This is a genomic window from Kitasatospora sp. NPDC058190 (genome assembly GCF_042883685.1).
In the GTDB taxonomy this organism is placed as follows: Bacteria; Actinomycetota; Actinomycetes; order Streptomycetales; family Streptomycetaceae; genus Kitasatospora.
Map to the genome: position 1 here is coordinate 16,197 of NZ_JBHVVI010000104.1, position 16,614 is coordinate 32,810.

General features: G+C 74.8%; 9 protein-coding genes and 1 pseudogene. 2 read left to right on the forward strand and 8 right to left on the reverse strand.

Going from position 1 to position 16,614, the window contains the following annotated elements; genetic code table 11:
• Positions 1-7: 7 nt before the first annotated feature.
• Positions 8-646, reverse strand: coding sequence for a PadR family transcriptional regulator (locus tag ACFVWU_RS34655; RefSeq protein WP_387628227.1), 639 nt, complete (start codon positions 644-646; stop codon positions 8-10).
• A gap of 67 nt (positions 647-713) precedes the next feature.
• On the opposite strand from ACFVWU_RS34655, the gene ACFVWU_RS34660 reads away from it, so the two are divergent.
• Entirely contained in the window at positions 714-1,685 is a 972-nt protein-coding gene (locus tag ACFVWU_RS34660; protein WP_387628229.1) for an endonuclease/exonuclease/phosphatase family protein, read from the forward strand.
• 12 nt (positions 1,686-1,697) lie between these two features.
• Here ACFVWU_RS34660 and ACFVWU_RS34665 read toward each other — a convergent pair whose 3' ends face one another.
• The 4 genes from ACFVWU_RS34665 to ACFVWU_RS34680 all read right to left on the reverse strand — a co-directional run bounded on the left by ACFVWU_RS34665 (position 1,698) and on the right by ACFVWU_RS34680 (position 10,382).
• Positions 1,698-2,882 (reverse strand): PP2C family protein-serine/threonine phosphatase, encoded by a 1,185-nt coding sequence (locus ACFVWU_RS34665; protein ID WP_387628231.1) that lies wholly within the window; start codon positions 2,880-2,882, stop codon positions 1,698-1,700.
• A gap of 194 nt (positions 2,883-3,076) precedes the next feature.
• Complete coding sequence (locus tag ACFVWU_RS34670; protein ID WP_387628232.1) at positions 3,077-6,349, reverse strand: UvrD-helicase domain-containing protein; 3,273 nt, start codon at positions 6,347-6,349, stop codon at positions 3,077-3,079.
• 108 nt (positions 6,350-6,457) lie between these two features.
• Positions 6,458-9,844, reverse strand: coding sequence for an ATP-dependent helicase (locus ACFVWU_RS34675; protein WP_387628234.1), 3,387 nt, complete (start codon positions 9,842-9,844; stop codon positions 6,458-6,460).
• 160 nt (positions 9,845-10,004) lie between these two features.
• The gene (locus ACFVWU_RS34680; protein ID WP_387628235.1) at positions 10,005-10,382 is read right to left on the reverse strand and encodes an MGMT family protein; all 378 of its coding nucleotides are present in this window, start codon (positions 10,380-10,382) and stop codon (positions 10,005-10,007) included.
• A 134-nt stretch (positions 10,383-10,516) separates the two neighbouring features.
• Between ACFVWU_RS34680 and ACFVWU_RS34685 the strand changes: the two genes are divergently transcribed.
• Complete coding sequence (locus ACFVWU_RS34685) at positions 10,517-13,231, forward strand: flippase-like domain-containing protein (RefSeq protein WP_387628237.1); 2,715 nt, start codon at positions 10,517-10,519, stop codon at positions 13,229-13,231.
• A gap of 77 nt (positions 13,232-13,308) precedes the next feature.
• Here the strand turns inward: ACFVWU_RS34685 and moeZ are convergent, their stop codons facing one another.
• From moeZ to ACFVWU_RS34700, 3 genes and pseudogenes are all read right to left on the reverse strand, one after another.
• The gene (gene moeZ, locus ACFVWU_RS34690) at positions 13,309-14,487 is read right to left on the reverse strand and encodes an adenylyltransferase/sulfurtransferase MoeZ (RefSeq protein WP_387628238.1); all 1,179 of its coding nucleotides are present in this window, start codon (positions 14,485-14,487) and stop codon (positions 13,309-13,311) included.
• Between the two features lie 230 nt (positions 14,488-14,717).
• On the reverse strand, positions 14,718-15,725 hold the full coding sequence (locus tag ACFVWU_RS34695; protein ID WP_387628241.1) for an NAD-dependent epimerase/dehydratase family protein: 1,008 nt from the start codon (positions 15,723-15,725) through the stop codon (positions 14,718-14,720).
• A 134-nt stretch (positions 15,726-15,859) separates the two neighbouring features.
• Positions 15,860-16,614: pseudogene (locus ACFVWU_RS34700) on the reverse strand (hypothetical protein); the annotation flags it as partial.

Consider the following 16,614-nt stretch of genomic DNA (forward strand, 5'->3'; position numbering starts at 1 on the left):
ACGGGCTCTAGGTGCGGGTGCGGCGGCCGAGCCGGGTGGGCTTCTTGGGTGCGGCCTCGGCGTCGCGGGCGGTTTCGGCGGCGCGGGCCTGGTGGAGTTCGGCCTGTTGGGCGAGTCGGATCTCGCAGTGGTCGAGCCAGCGGATCTCGGCTTCGGTCTGGAAGATCAGCTGGTCGAGGACGAGCAGCCAGGCGAGTTCGTTGCTCTCGGTGGGCACGGTGCCGGGTCCGGCCTCGCCGGCGAGGGCGCGGCCCTTGAGCCGGGTGTAGTCCTGCAGTGCCTTGATGCTGTGCCGGCGTTGGCCCTGGACGACGGCGGAGACGTCCACTCCGGGGACGGTGACGGCCATGGCGAGTTTGATGGCGAGTTCGTCGCGCGGGGGGTTGGTCCGGGGCACCGGGGTGTCGAACCAGGCCCGCAGTTCGGCGCGGCCGGCGTCGGTGGCGGCGTAGAACTGGTGGCCCTCCTCGTCCTCGCCCGCGGGTTCGACCAGGCCGTCTCGCTCCAGTCGGGAGAGCGTGGTGTAGACCTGCCCGACGTTGAGCGGCCAGGTGGCGCCGGTGCGGGCCTCGAACTCGGTGCGCAGTTGGTAGCCGTAGCGGGGGCCCTGGTCGAGCAGGGCGAGCAGACCGTGGCGGATGGACATACTCGGTATGTATACCGGGTATGCCCTGCCGTCTCAAGCCGCGTCCCCTCGGGTACCGTCGTGCGGTGTGAGCCAGTTGCGCATCGCCACCTTCAACCTGTTGCACGGTCAGCCGCTCGCCCCGGACGGCGCGCCGCGGCCCTACCCGGCCGACGCGGGCGCCCCGTTGGCGGAGGCGGTGGCCGCGCTGGACGTCGACGTGCTGGCCCTGCAGGAGGTGGACCGGCACCAGGCCCGCTCGGGCGGCACCGACCAGGCGGCGGTGGCGGCCGCGGCCATGGGCGCCGGCGATTGGCGCTTCGCCGCCGCGCTGCACGGGCGCCCGGCGCCGGTGGCGGGCTGGGTCCCGGAGCCGTCCGGGCCGAACGGGCTGCGGGTGTACGGGCCGGGCGAGGTGGGCGACGGCGCCCCGCCCTCGTACGGGACGGCGCTGCTGACCCGGCTGCCGGTGCGGCACTGGCGGGCCCGGCGGTTCGCCCCGGCACCGTTCGGGCTGCCGCTGCGGGTGGCCGGGCGGCGCGGTCTGACCCCGGTGCCGGACGAGCCGCGGGCGGCGCTGGCCGCGGTGCTGGAGGGCGGGCGCGGGCCGTTCACGGTGGTGGCGGCGCACCTGTCCTTCGTCCCGGGCTGGAACATGGCGCAGCTGGCGGGCATCCGGCGCTGGATCGCCGATCTGCCGCAGCCGTACCTGGTGCTGGGGGACTTCAACCTGATCGGCGCCGTGCCGCGCACGGTGCTGGGCGGGGCGACGGCGCTGGAGCGCACCGCGCCCCGGGCGCGGGTGCGCGAGCTGCGGGCGGCGCGGCGGGTGCGGCCGGCGTTGGCGGAGCCGCGCCGGCGGCGGGTGCGGGAGCCGCGGGCGCGGCTGCAGGGCTGGTACGACCTGGCGCGCACGCCGACCTATCCCTCGCACCGGCCGGCGGTGCAGTTCGACCACGTGCTGGCGGTCGGGGTGCCGCGCGCGGCGGTGGGCCCGGCGGCGGCGCCGCGCGCGGTGGTGTCGGACCACCGGCCGCTGGTGGTCCGGGTGTCGCTGTGAGCCGTCGTTGAGCTAGTGGGTCGTCAGGACGGCGTTCTGCTGCGGCAGCTGGAAGGCCGGGGTCGACTGGGGGTCGTACTGCAGGAGCAGCATGGCCGCGTCGTCGCCGAGTTGGCGGCCGACGTGGCGCACCACGTCCTCGTGCAGGCGCTGCAGGACGTCGGCGGGGCGGCCGTCGGCGCAGCGCGGGAGGCGTTCGGCGAGCGGGTAGAAGGCGCCGGAGCGGTCGCGGGCCTCGATCACCCCGTCGGTGAACAGCAGGACCCGGTCGCCGCCCTGGAGCGGGACCCGGTGCACCGGGGGGTGGACGTCGGCCGGGTCGAGGACGCCCAGCGGCGGTACGGTGTCGGCGAGTTCGAGCGGGTGGACGGTGTCGCCGCGCAGCAGCAGCGGCGCGGGGTGTCCGCAGTTGACGAGTTCGGCGGTGCCGTCGGGGCCGACGCCGATCAGCACCAGGGTGACGAACTCCTCCTCCACGCCGGGGTGGTCGTTCTCGTGCAGGGCGCGGTCGAGGCTGACGGCCAGCCAGCCGGCCACCCGGTCGAGGGCCGGTTCCTGGTGGGCGGCCTCGCGGAAGGCGCCGAGGACGGCGGCGGCGGTCTCGACCGCGCCGAGGCCCTTGCCGCGGACGTCGCCGACCACGGCCCGGACGCCGTGGCGGGTGTTGACGACCTCGTACAGGTCGCCGCCGATGCGGGCGTGTGCGGCGGCCGCCTCGTAGTGGACGGCGGCGCGCATGCTGCCGACCTTCTCGGGGACGGGTCGCAGCAGGATCCGTCGGGCGATCGAGGCGACCAGCTGGGCGTCGGCGAGGGCGCGCTCCTGGCGAAGTCTCAGGGTGGCACTGACCCAGCCGATCGTGGCGACCAGCAGGACCGCGATGACGCTGGCGGCGTGCACGGACTCGCCGAGCGCGTCGCTGTGGAAGGCCATCAGGAAGGCCGCCGCCTCGGTGCACAGGCCGATGACGAGCGGGTACCAGGTGCGGCGGCTGACCACGGCGGCCAGCGCGGGAACGGCGGTGAGGGCGGGTTCGACCGTCACCTCGGTGCCGCTGAGGTAGTCGAGGACGACGATCAGCGCCATGCCGATGAGGGGCAGCGCGAGCGCCGTCCTCGGCCAGGTGCCGGTCGCGCCCGGAGCGGGTCCCGGGGTCGGCCCGGTGAACCGCTCTCTGATCCATCCGGTCGCGCTCAACTTCGGTCTCTCCAGCAGAAGGCGCCGATGCCCGGGGGCACCTGCGGTGATGACTGAGGGTCAGGGAACGCGGGCCTCGCTGGCGGCCGGAGCACGGGGGTTGACCGGTTACCGACCCCACAATAGGCGCGAAACGTGTGCGACGCACAGGTTTCGGACGTCGACGTGATGACTTGGATGCTCTGCGTGACTCATTAGTCACTGTTCCCGATCAGGAGCCGTTCCAACTCTTTTCGGTCGGGAAGTCCTTCCGGACGGACGATCCGCCCGCTGCGGACGTACAGGAACGAAGCCGTGACCTGCTCGGGATCGACGCCCGCCTGCTCGGCCCAGGCCAGTCGGTAGACCGCGAGCTGCAGCGGGTCGGCGGTCTCCTCGCGATGGGTCTTCCAGTCCACCACTTCGTAGCGTGACGCACCACCTGATTCTGACAGCACGTCACCGCCCCGGTAGACCGCGTCGATCCGGCCGCGCACCACCCGCCCCGCCAGCACCAGCTGGAACGGCGCCTCCACCCGGTGGGGCTTGCGCTGGGCGTACGGGGTGCGCAGGAACGCCTCCTTGAGCCGCTCCAGGTCCTGCTCGTCCTCGATGCCGTCGTCGTCGGCGCCGGGCAGCGCGCCGGGCTCGATCAGCAGCAGCGGATCGATCCGGGACTGCACCCACGCGTGGAAGCGGGTGCCGCGCCGGGCGGCGGGCTGCGGGGGACGCGGCATCGGGCGGGCCAGGTCGCGCGCGAAACCGTCCGGGTCGGCGGCCAGGCGCAGCAGCTGGGTGGCGGACAGCGCGGCGGGCAGCGGCACCTCGCGGGCGGTGCGCCGGGAGCGCTCCAGCTCGCCCAGCAGCGCGGTCAGGTCGCGGTCCCAGGAGGCCACCTGGCGCTGGTCCTCGGCGGACATGGGCTCGGGTCCGCCCTGAGCCGGCGCCGGATCCGAGGGCCCGGAGGCGAACGGGCGGGTCACGGGGCCGCCCGCGATCCTGCCGCGCACCACCTCGGCGACCCGGCGGCGGGCGTGCTGCGCGGCCGGGTCCAGCGGCAGCGGCCAGGGGCGTTCGACGGCGGCGGCCAGCGCCGGGTTCTCGGCGCCCTTGTCCGGCTGCCCGGCCCAGTGCTCGACCTCGCCGGCGCCCGGCCGCTCGCAGTGCTCGCGCAGCCGCTCCAGGAAGGCGGACGGGCCGCGGACGGTCTTCTGGCTGGGCCCCCACCAGTGGCCGGAGGCCAGCAGCAGGGACCGCGGCCGGGTGAACGCGACGTAGCCCAGGCGCAGTTCCTCGGTACCGGAGTGCTCGGCCAGCTCCTTCTTGAACGCGGCCATCGACTTGCCGTTCCAGCCGCCGCGCACGTCGGGCAGGGTGGCGGCGTCGCCGCGCAGGGCGTGCGGGAGGACGCGCTTGGTGCTGGTCCAGCGTTCACGCGGGGTGCCGGACGGGAACGCCCCCTTGACCAGGCCGGGGACGGCCACCACGTCCCACTCCAGGCCCTTGGACTTGTGGGCGGTGAGCACCTTCACGGTGTCCTCGCCGCCGGGCAGGCTGCTGTCCAGGCCCCGCTCGTACTCCTGGGCGGCGCGCAGGAAGCCGAGGAAGGCGGCCAGGCCCGGGTCGCCGTCCAGGTCGGCGAAGGAGGCGGCGACGTCCAGGAAGGCGTGCAGGGTCTCCCGCCGCCGGGCGGCCAGCGCCTGCGGGGAGGCGGCGAGTTCGACCTCCAGGCCGGTGACGGCCAGCACCCGGTGCAGCACGTCCATCAGCGGGTCGGCGAGCGAGCGGCGCAGCTCGCGCAGTTCGGCGGCGAGCCGGGCGAAGCGGACCCTGGCCTCGGCGGAGAACGGCAGGTCGTCCGGCTGGTCGCCCCCCTCACCGGGTGTGGTGGTGAGGAAGGTCTCCACCGCGTCGGCCAGCGAGACCACCTCGGTGGGGTCGGCCTCGGCGACGGCCGCGGCCAGCGCCGTCACACCCTCGGGCCGCTCGGTGCGCACCAGGTCGGCGGCGCGGCGGCCGAGCAGGGCGAGGTCGCGCGGGCCGATCCGCCAGCGCGGGCCGATCAACAGGCGCACCAGGGCGGCGTTGGCGGTCGGGTCCTGCAGCACCTCGCAGACCGCCACCAGGTCGGCCACCTCGGGAAGTTGCAGGAGCCCGCCGAGACCCACCACCTCGACCGGCACCTCGCGGGCGACCAGGGCGGCGTGGATGTCGGGGAAGGCCGCGCCGCCGCGGCACAGCACGGCGATCCGGCCGGGGGCGGTGCCGGTGCGCACCAGGTGGGCGATCGAGTCGGCGAGCCAGTCGACCTCCTCGGCGTGGGTGGGCAGCAGCGCGGCCCGCACGTAGCCGTCCTGTTCGGCGCCAGGGGCCGGGCGCAGCGCCTCGACGCCCTCGTGCATGGCGCGCAGCGGGGCGGCGAGCTCGTTGGCGAAGGCGAGCAGGCGCCCGCCGCTGCGGCGGTTCTCGCTGAGCGCGTAGCGCTCGGCGGGGCGGCCGTCGGCCTTCGGGAAGTGCCTCGGGAAGTCGTCCAGGTTGGCGACGGAAGCGCCGCGCCAGCCGTAGATGGCCTGGCAGGGGTCGCCGACGGCGGTCACCGGGTGGCCGCCGCCCCGCTGGTCGGGGCCGGCTCCGAACAGGCCGGCGAGCATGAGCCGCTGGGCGACCGAGGTGTCCTGGTACTCGTCGAGCAGGACGACCTTGAACTGGCCGCGGAGCAGGTCGCCGACCTCGGGGCGCTGCTGGGCGAGGCGGGCGGCGGCGGCTATCTGGTCGCCGAAGTCCATCAGTCCGGCGCTCTGCTTGCGGCGGCGGTACTCCTCGACCAGGCGCAGCAGTTCCAGTCGGGCGCGGGCGGCGGCGGGGACGGCGCGCAGGTCGTCGTTGCTGAGCTTGACGGTGGCGAGGGTGTCGAGCAGCTCCTCGTCGTGGGCGCGCAGGGCGGCGGGCTCGACCAGGTGTTCGGCGAGTTCGCCGTCCAGGGCGGTGAGGTCGGCGACGAGGTTGGCGAAGGTACCGGTGAGGGCGGGGAAGGGGCCGCGGGCGGTGCGCAGCACCTTGGCGGCGAGCTGGAAGCGGGTGGCGTCGGCGAGCAGCCGCACGTCCGGTTCGATGCCGATCCGCAGGCCGTGCTCCTTGAGGAGGCGGCCGGCGAAGGCGTGGTAGGTGGAGATCTCCGGGTCGCCGAGGGGGTCGGTGTCGGCCCGGTCGGCGACCCCGGCCCGGAGCAGGCTGGCGCGGACGCGTTCGGCGAGCTCGCCGGCGGCCTTGTTGGTGAAGGTGAGGCCGAGGACCTCCTCGGGCCGTACGGCGCCGGAGCCGACCAGCCAGACGACCCGGGCGGCCATCACGGTGGTCTTGCCGGAGCCGGCGCCGGCCACGATCACGGCCGGTGCCAGGGGGGCGCCGATGGCCGCCATCTGCTCCCGGTTGAACGGGATGCCCAGCAGCTCCTTGAGCTGGTCGGGATGGCTGAGCACGGCGGTCACCCCGCAACCGTAACCGGAGCGGCGGACATTCCCCGCCCGGTCGTTCCCCGGAGGCGAGCGGGCGAATCCCCGCCCCGAGCCGCCCCCCCCCGGCGGCGAGCGGGCGAGTCACAGAAGCTGCGCGCCGTCGCGCTGGGCGGAGCAGCTTCGGCGGAAGGTGCAGCGGTCGCAGCCGCTGCCGGTCTGCGGGACGAAGCGCTCGGCGAGGACCTTGCCGGCGGCCTCGGCGAGCAGGTTCTCGATCCATGGGTCGCCCTCGGGCGGCTCCTGGCGCTGCACCTTGGGGGCGTCCGGGGCGGCCTTGGCGGCGGGTTCGCGCAGGTGGACGAGTTCGGCGCCGCCGGTGGCCGGGGGGCGGGCGGTGAAGCCGGGCAGCTCGTTGAGGGCGCCGGCGCGCACGGCGAGCTGGTAGACGGCGAGCTGCTTGTGCTCGGGCAGCGACTTGTCGGTGGGTATCTGCTTGCCGGTCTTGAAGTCGACCACGTAGGCGCGCCCGGCCCGGTCCTGCTCGACCCGGTCCATGGAGCCGCGGATGCGCACCGAGACGCCGCCGACGTCGAGGGTGACGTCGAAGCCGTGCTCGGTGGCGACGACGTCGCGGCCGCGTTCCAGGACGTGCCAGTTGAGGAAGCGCTCCAGGGCGGCCCGGGCCTCGCCCTTCTCCTGCTGGGACTTCCAGGGGGCGTCGAAGGCGAGCGCGTCCCAGACGGTGTCCAGGCGTTCCATGAGGACGGCGAGGTCGGCGGGGGTGCGGCCGGAGCCGACCTCGTCGGCGAGGGCGTGCACCACGTTGCCGAAGCCCTGGGCGGCGGAGCCGGCGCCCCGGGCCTTGACCTCCTTGTCCAGGAACCACTGCAGCGAGCAGTTCTCCAGCTGTTCCAGGCCGCTGCCGGACAGCCGTACGGGCAGGTCGGCGCTGCGCAGCGGTTCGGGGGCCGCGGTGGCGTCGTCCAGGCCCCACCAGCGGTCGGGGTGGGCGGCGGGCACCAGCGGCAGGCCCTCGTCGTCGGTGGCGGCGGCGAGGGTGGCGAGGCGTTCGGCGGCGGCGCGGCGCAGTTCGGGCGAACGGGCGGGGTCGACGGTGACGGCGCGCAGTTCGGCGACCAGGGCGGCGACCGACAGCGGGCGGCGCGGGCGATGGGTGACGTCCTCGACGGTGACCGGCGGGGTGCGGCGCAGCACCTTGCCGGTGCGCGGGTCGACGTCCTCGCGGTAGAGCTCGCGCAGGAAGCGGGAGGGCTTGTCGCCGTCGTCGGCGGGCGCCTTGACGGCGGTGACGATCAGCCGTTCCTTGGCGCGGGTGGCGGCGACGTAGAAGAGGCGGCGTTCCTCGCCGAGCAGGGCGGCCGGGGAGAGCGGTTCGGCGAGGCCGTCGCGGCCTATCCGGTCGGCCTCCAGCAGGGAGCCGCGGCGGCGCAGGTCGGGCCAGAGGCCGTCCTGGACGCCGGCGACGACGACCAGGCGCCATTCCAGGCCCTTGGAGCGGTGGGCGGTCATCAACCGGACCGCCTCGGGGCGCACGGCGCGGACGGTGAGGGTGTCGGCGGCGATGTCCTGGGCTTCGAGTTCGGCGAGCAGGTCGAGGGCGCTGCGGTGGCCGGTGACCTGTTCCTCGGCGCGGGCGGCGGTCTCGAACAGGGCGCACAGCGCGTCCAGGTCGCGGTCGGCGTTGCGGCCGGCGGCGCCGCCGCGCAGGGCGGCGCGTTCCAGGCGTTCGCGCCAGCGGCGGCTGCCGTCCCACAGCTCCCACAGGGCGTCCTCGGCGGTGCAGCCGCCGGCGAGGCGTTCGCGGACCTTGCGCAGCAGGGTGCCGAGGTCGCGGGCGCGGCGGGCGGTCGCCGGGTCGAGGGCGATCAGGCGCTCGGGTTCGGCGAGGGCCTCGCGGATCAGTTCGCCCGCCGGGCGCGGGGCGGCGGTGGGGCGGCCTTCGGCGCGCAGGGCGGCGCGTTCCTCCTCGCGCAGGGCGCGGCCCAGGCGCCGCAGGTCGGAGCCGTCGAGGCCGCCGAGCGGGCCGGTGAGCAGGGCGTGGGCCAGATCGACGGTGAGGGGGTCGGGGGTATCCGGGCCGGCGGTGTCCTGCTCCGCGGAGTCCGGGTCAGGGGTGTCCTGCTCCGCGGAGTCCGGGTCGCCGTGCCGGTCGCGGCCGGCGAACCGGGTCGCCTGTTGGGCGCAGACCCGCAGGGCGAGCAGCAGCTGGGCGACGGCGGGCTCCTCGCGCAGCGGCAGGTCGTCGCCGTCGATCTCCAGCGGGACGCCGGCCGCGCCGAGCGCCCGCCGCACGCCGGGGATGGAGCGGGCGCCGGCCCGCACCAGCACGGCCATCTCGCCCCAGGGCACGCCGTCCTCCAGGTGGGCGCGGCGCAGCAGGTCGGCGATCGAGTCGAGTTCGGCACCGGGGGTCGGGTAGGTGTAGACCTCGGCCCGGCCCCCCTCGCGGGAGGGCAGCAGGGCGCGGTGCTGGGCGAGTTTGTCGGCGGGCAGCCGGCCCATCGGCATCCGGCGGGCGACTTCGCGGGAGGCGGCGAGCAGGACGGCGCCGGAGCGGCGGGACACGCGCAGCACCTTGACCTCGGCGGGGCTGCCGTCGGCCTGTCGGAAGGTCTGCGGGAAGTCGAGGATGCCGTTGATGTCGGCGCCGCGGAAGGCGTAGATCGACTGGTCGGGGTCACCGACGGCGACGAGGTCGCGTCCGCCGCCGGCGAGTTGGCGCAGCAGCCGGACCTGGGAGGGGTCGGTGTCCTGGTACTCGTCGACGAAGACGACCTCGTAGCGCTGCCGGAGCTCCTCGCCGACCTCGGGGCGCTCGGCGAGCAGGACGGCGCGGTGGACGAGTTCGGCGTAGTCGAGGACGCCGCGCAGGTCGAGGACGTCGAGGTAGTCGGCGAGGAAGTGCGCGGCGGCGGCCCAGTCCGGGCGCTGGACGCCCTGGGCGAAGCGTTCGAGTTCGGCCTCGCCGAGGCCGAGTTCGCGGCTGCGGGCGAGGACGGCGCGGACCTCGTCGGCGAAGCCGCGGGTGGTCAGGCAGGCGCGCAGGTCCAGCGGCCACTGGATGCGGGTACTGCCGAGCTTGGCGTCCTCGGCGCCGCCGGCGAGCAGTTCGCGGACCATGACGTCCTGCTCGGGGCCGGAGAGCAGCCGCAGCGGTTCGGCGTAGTCCTGCGGGTCCTGGTGGGAGCGCAGCAGGGCGTAGCAGAAGGAGTGGAAGGTGGTCGCCTGCGGGGCGGCGGCGGTGCCGAGGCGGCCGGACATCCGGTCGCGCAGTTCCATCGCGGCCTTGCGGCTGAAGGTCAGGACGAGGATCTTCTCGGGGTCGGTGCCGTCCTGGACGCGCCGGGCGACCGCCTCGACCAGGGTGGTGGTCTTGCCGGTGCCCGGTCCGGCGAGGACGAGCAGCGGGCCGCCGGTGTGCTCGACCACGGCGCGCTGGTAGGCGTCCAGCACGGGCGGGTCGGGCTGGACGAGCGGGCTGCGCACGAGCCGGTACGGCGAACTCATGCGTCCGCCTCGCTGCGCTCGGCAGGGGCATTCGCCCGCACGCGCCTCTTGATGGCTCGCTCGCTTCGCTCGCTCACGGAATTTCCTGGGGTCGTACAGAGGGGCATGGCGGGGCGGGCCCGCCGGGGCCCGCCCGTATCGAGCCTACGATCCTGCCCCGTCAATCCCGCCCGCGCGAAGGATCCGGTGAAATCTGCTCGCCGTCCCAGCGGGCCCGCCTCAGGTCGACCCGGGGCGGATCGGCGAGTTCGCGCAGCGGGGTGCCCTCCTCGCTGTAGTGGGCGAGGGCGCGGTGCTCGTGCCCTGGCAGGAAGCGGCCGTCGGCGCGGATCACCCGCCACCAGGGCACCGAGCCGCCGTACAGTGCCATCACCCGGCCGACCTGCCGGGGGCCGCCCTGGCCGAGGTACTCGGCGACGTCGCCGTAGGTCATCACCCTGCCGGGTGGAATCCGCTCGGTCAGGTCGAGCACGAGTTCGGCGAAGGGCGGTAGGGCGTCCGGGAGGCCGTCGTCTGTTACGTCCGTCACCTGCGGCATTCTTCCTTACAGGGGCGCACGCGCGGCCCCGCGCACTCGATCCGCCGCGCCCGATCCGCCCCCTGTCCAGCACAGGGGCGCGGGGCATGCCACCATCTTCGGGGCGGTGAGTGGTGATACGAGGACAAGACCAGATGACCGGGACGGCTGACGTGGGCGTGGACAGGGACTCCGACGAGTCCGGATCCGCTGTGCCCCCGGCGCCCGGCAACGAGTCCGACGACGGGCCCGAGCACGGGCCGACGCCGGAAGTCTCCCTGATCAAGGACCCGACGATCAAGACCCCCACGCCCGAGAAGACGCCCGAGCCGGTCGAGCGGCCCCTTGTTCCGGTGCAGCCGGTCCAGCGCGAGTACCACGACCCGCTGGACGACGCCCCGCACCTGGACGTCGACGAACCGCTGCTCGCCGCCCGCGCGCACCGCCCGTCCGACCTGATCCGCTTCCTGGCCGGCGTCCTCGGGATCGTCGCCGTCTTCGTGCTGGCGGGCATCGCCACCTCGACCACCACCGGCATCGAGCAGGACATCGCCACCAACGCGCCGCACTTCTCCGCGGTGCTGTCCACCATCACCGGCCTGGTCTCCAGCGTCGCGGTGCTGGCCGTTCCGCTGGCGTTCGCCGTCGAGCGGCTGATCAAACGCGACGGCCTGCGGGTCGCCGACGGCGTGCTCGCCTCGGTGCTGGCGTACGGCGTCTCGCTGGGCATCGACTGGTGGGTGGCGGAGGGCGCCTCCGAGCACATCCAGGTCGCGCTGACCCGGCTGCCGCTGGACAGCAACGGCACCCTCACCGACCCGGTGCACGGCTACCTCGCCCCGGTGATCGCCTACATGACCGCCGTCGGCATGTCGAGCAGACCCCGCTGGCGGGTGGCCCTGTGGGTGGTGGTGGTCTTCAGCGGCGTCACCGAGCTGCTCGGCGGCTACACCACCCCGCTGTCGCTGCTGCTGACCGTGCTGATCGGCTGGTCCGTCGCCTACGGCACGCTGTACGCGATCGGCTCCCCCAACATCCGGCCCACCGGCCAGCACCTGATGATCGGCCTGCGCAAGGTCGGCTTCACCCCGGACGGCGCCCACCGCGCCCCGGACGCGCCCGGCGGCACCCGCCGCTACTACGTCACCCAGCAGGACGGCCCGCCGCTGGACGTCCACATCATCGACCGCGAGCAGCAGGCCTCCGGCTTCTTCTACCGGGCCTGGCGGCGGCTGCGGCTGCGCTCGGTGGCGGTGCGCCGCAGCCCCCAGTCGCTGCGCCAGGCGCTGGAGCAGGAGGCCCTGATCGCGTACGCGGCGGCCGCCTCGGGCGCCCGCGCTCCGCAGCTGGTCGCCACCTCCGAGCTGGGCCCGGACGCCGCGATCCTGGTGTACGAGAACGTCGAGGGCCGCACCCTGGACGAGCTCGCCGACGAGGAGGTCACCGACGAGGTGATGGCCTCGCTGTGGCAGTCGGTGGCGGCCCTGCACGAGCGCCGGATCGCCCACCGCCGGCTCACCGGGGAGTCGCTGCTGGTGGTGGACGGGAAGACGGCCTGCCTGGTCAACCTGTCCGGCGGCGACATCGCCGCCACCGACCTGACGCTGCGCATCGACGTCGCCCAGCTGCTCACCACCTTCGCGCTGCGGATCGGCCCCGAGCGGGCCGTGGCCACCGCCAACGCGGTGGTCGGGGCCGACCGGGTCGCCCAGGCGCTGCCGCTGCTCCAGCCGGTCGGGATGAGCCGCTCCACCCGGATCGACCTCGCCAAGCTCACCAAGGAGCGCAAGGCCGCCGCCCGGGCGAGGGCGCTGGAACAGGTCGCGGCCGGCGAGCGCACCCAGCAGCAGGCCGAGGAGGACATCGCGGCGGCCGGCGAGGACCTGCTCAGCCGCATCCGCGGCCAGATCCTGCAGATCGCCCCCGAGGCGCCGATGGAGCCGGCCAGGCTGGAGCGGCTGAAGCCGAAGACCCTGATCATGGTGATCGCGCTCACCTTCGCCGCCTACCTGGCGCTGACCACCATCAAGCCGGCCCAGCTCAAGCTGTCCCAGATGAACTGGGCGTGGGCGGCGGCGGCCCTGCTCGCGGCCGCGTTCAGCTATGTCGCCGCCGCGATGAGCCTGACCGGCTTCGTCCCCGAGCGGCTGCCGTTCCGGCGCACCGTCGCGGCCCAGCTGGCCGGTTCCTTCGTCAAGCTGGTCGCCCCCGCCGCGATCGGCGGCATCGCGCTCAACACCCGCTACCTGCAGAAGGCCGGCATCCGCCCCGGCCAGGCGGTCGCCTCGGTGGGCGCCTCCCAGCTGGCGGGCCTGGCCGGGCACCTGCTGCTGCTGTTCAGCTTCGGCCTGATCACCGGCAGCCAGACCAACGGCGACCTCTCCGCCTCCCGCGCGGTGATCATCGGTGTGCTGACCGCCGCCGTGCTCGCCCTGGTGGTGGCCGCCGTCGCGCCGCTGCGGCGCTTCGTGCTGGGCCGGCTGCGCTCGCTGTTCTTCGGCGTGGTGCCGCGGATGCTCGACCTGATGCAGACGCCCAGCAAGCTGTTCACCGGCTTCGGCGGCATCCTGCTGCTGACCCTCTCCTTCACCGCCTGCCTGGACTTCTCGGTGCAGGCCTTCGGCGGTGACGTCAGCTTCTCGGCCGTCGCGGTGGTCTTCCTGACCGCCAACGCGGCCGGCTCGGCGATCCCCACCCCGGGCGGCATCGGCCCCGTCGAGGTCGCGCTGATCGGCGCGCTGCTGGCCGCGGACGTGCCCCCGGCGGTCGCCACCCCGGCGGTGTTCCTCTACCGGGCGCTCACCTTCTGGCTGCCGGTGCTGCCGGGCTGGATCTCCTACAACGTGCTGCAGCGCAAGCACGCGCTCTGACCGTACGGGAAGACGCACGGGGGGACGCGCGAAGGGAGGGCCCGCCGGACGGCGGGCCCTCCCTTCGTGTCAGTCTCTCAGTAGACCGGCTTGTGCGGCTCGATCTGGTTCACCCAGCCGAGCACGCCGCCGCCCAGGTGGACGGCGTTGGCGAAGCCCGCGGCCTTCACCACGGCCAGCACCTCGGCCGAGCGCACGCCCGACTTGCAGTGCAGCACGATCTTCCGGTCCTGCGGCAGCTTCTCCAGCGCGTCGCCCATCAGGAACTCGTTCTTCGGGATCAGCACCGCGCCGGGGATGTTGACGATCTCGTACTCGCCGGGCTCGCGGACGTCGATGAGGTAGATGTCCTCCTTGTCGTCCTGCCACTGCTTGAGCTGCTTCGAGGTGATGGTCGAACCGGCGGCGGCGGCCTGCGCCTCCTCCGAGACGACGCCGCAGAAGGCCTCGTAGTCGATCAGCTCGGTGACCGTCGGGTTCTCACCGCAGACGGCGCAGTTCGGGTCCTTGCGGACCTTCACCTGGCGGTAGTTCATCTCCAGGGCGTCGTAGATCATCAGCCGGCCGACCAGCGGGTCGCCGATACCGGCCAGCAGCTTGATCGCCTCGTTCACCTGGATCGAGCCGATGGACGCGCACAGCACGCCCAGCACGCCTCCCTCGGCGCAGGAGGGGACCATGCCCGGCGGCGGGGCCTCCGGGTACAGGCAGCGGTAGCAGGGGCCGTGCTCGGCCCAGAACACGCTGGCCTGGCCGTCGAAGCGGTAGATCGAGCCCCACACGTACGGCTTGCCGAGCAGCACCGCGGCGTCGTTCACCAGGTAGCGGGTGGCGAAGTTGTCGGTGCCGTCCACGATCAGGTCGTAGCCGGAGAAGATCTCCATCACGTTGGAGTTGTCGAGGCGCTCCTCGTGCAGGATCACGTCGACGTAGGGGTTGATCTCCTTGACCGAGTCCCGCGCCGACTCCGCCTTGGAGCGCCCGATGTCGGCCTGGCCGTGGATGATCTGGCGCTGCAGGTTCGACTCGTCGACCACGTCGAACTCGACGATGCCCAGCGTGCCGACACCGGCGGCGGCCAGGTACATCAGCGCGGGCGAACCCAGGCCACCGGCGCCGACGCACAGCACCTTGGCGTTCTTCAGCCGCTTCTGCCCGGCCATCCCGACGTCCGGGATGATCAGGTGGCGGGAGTACCTGCGGACCTCGTCAACGGTGAGCTCGTCGGCCGGCTCGACCAGGGGTGGCAACGACACGGGGACTCCGATGGGTGTCTTGTTCAGGTGGCCCAGGGCCGCCTCGGACGGGGTTGCTGCTCCGCCACTCAGGTGGCTCTCTAGGCCAACAGTGTCACGCCCCTCCGGTATTCCGAGACAGCCCGTCCGATGGGCGAGACGGGCCGCGCCGGATCGTGGAACCGGCCGACGGGCCCCTCCGGGCGGCCCCGGGCCCGTGATTCCGGGCCCGGGACACCCCCGGAGCGAGCTCACACCCGGCAGGCCGTCTCCAGCCAGACGTCCCCCAGCGACTCCTCCAGCGGCACCTGTGTCCGCCAGCCGAGACGGTCCCGGGCGGTGCGCACGTCCGCCTGCCGCCACGGCACCGGCTCGCCCGGGGCGGGCCGGCCCTCCGGCCGCTGGCCCTCCGCCCGGTGCCCCGGCAGGTACTGCCCCGGCGGGTGGTGATGGCCGGGCAGGTGGTCGCCGCCCGGCCCGCCGGCCTGCGCGGGCAGCAGGACCTGGCGGTTCTCCTCGACGATCGACCCCTCGAAGCCCGAGGCCCGCACCAGCAGCTGGGCCGCGTCCCGGGCCCGGACGGCGTGCCCGCTGCCGATGTTGATCACCCCGGTGGCGGCCGAGACCGCCGCCGCCTGGATCGCCCGCGCGACGTCCCGCACGTCCACGAAATCCCGGTATCCGGACAGGTCCGGCATCCGCACCTGGTTCTCGTCCCGCTCCAGCGCCCGCCGCAGGCCCTCGGCGAGCCGCCCGAACAGCGAGGCGGTCGGTGCCCCCGGGCCCACCACGTCGAACACCCGCAGCACCGCCGCGTCCAGCCCGGAGGCCAGCACCAGCTCCGTCCCGGCCAGCTTGGACACCCCGTACGGGCCGACCGGCCGCGGCTCGGCCTGCTCCGAGACCGGCACCCCGCCGGGCACCGGCCCGTACTCGGCGGCCGAGCCGACGTGCACCAGCCGGGCGGGCTCCCGGCTGCGCCGGATCGCCTCGCAGACGGTCGCGACGGCCAGCGTGTTCGACCGGATCAGGGTGCGCGAGCTGCCGTAGGTGGCGCCCGCGCAGTTGATCACCGCCTGCGGCGCGACCGCGTCCAGGAAGCGGGCCAGCGCGCCCGGGCTCCCGGTGGTCAGGTCGAAGCGGATGTCGGCCGAGTCGCGCCGGCCGAGCACCGTCACCTGCAACTCCTGGTCCATCAGCAGACGATCGGTCACCCGGCGGCCGATGAAGCCGTCGGCGCCCAGCAGCAGCACCCTCATCGGGGGCGTCCTTCCACGAAGCGAGGTCGGGGACGACCTGGCGGACTGAGAACTACGAACGAACAGCGTTTTTCGAACGTCGGAGGGTCGGGGCGGCGGAGGGTCAAGGCGGCGTACGGCCGGGCGTCGGGGCGTCAGCGGTGGGCGCCGGCCCGGCCGAGCCACGCCCAGGCGTACGCCAGCAGCACCGCCGCGACCGCGCCGCCGCCCAGCAGCACGGCTACCGGCGCGGAGCGGCCCAGGGCGAGCGGCACCGCCGCCGCGGCGGGCCCGGCCAGCGCGCCCAGCGCGGCGGCCGTCGTCCGGCCGCAGCGGGCCAGCAGCACGGGCAGCACCAGCAGCAGGCCCAGCACGCCCTGCGCTGCCCACTGCGCGGGGCCCGCCCGCTCGGCGGCCAGGTGCAGCAGCCCGCCGCCGTGGCCCGGCCCGGGATGCGGCGCCACCACGGCGAGCACCGCCAGCGCGGCGTACGTCAGCACCGCGAGCACCGCCAGGTGCAGCGCGACCGCGACCGGCAGCACCGGCCGCATCCGGGCCCGGAACTCGGCCAGCGTGCGGGCCGCCCCCAGGTGGCCGCGGCCGACCTGCCGGTACCAGCGGGCCGCCCGCTCGGCCGAGCCCGCCGACACCGCGGCGGCCAGCACCAGCGCGACGGCCAGCGGCCGGTCCCCGCCCGGTACGGCCGGCGGGAACAGCAGCAGCGCGGCCAGGCCCAGCCCGTGGCCGAGCGCGGCGGGGCGCAGCCGGGAGCCGGCGGACGGGGCCGGGGCCGGGGCGCGGCCCGGGGCGGGGCCCAGGGCGTCGGGGTGGGCCGGGGCGGTCGGCGGCGGGCCGGGCTCGGCCGGGGCGGTCAGCGCGGGCAGCAGCACCAGCGGTACGGCGGCGGGCC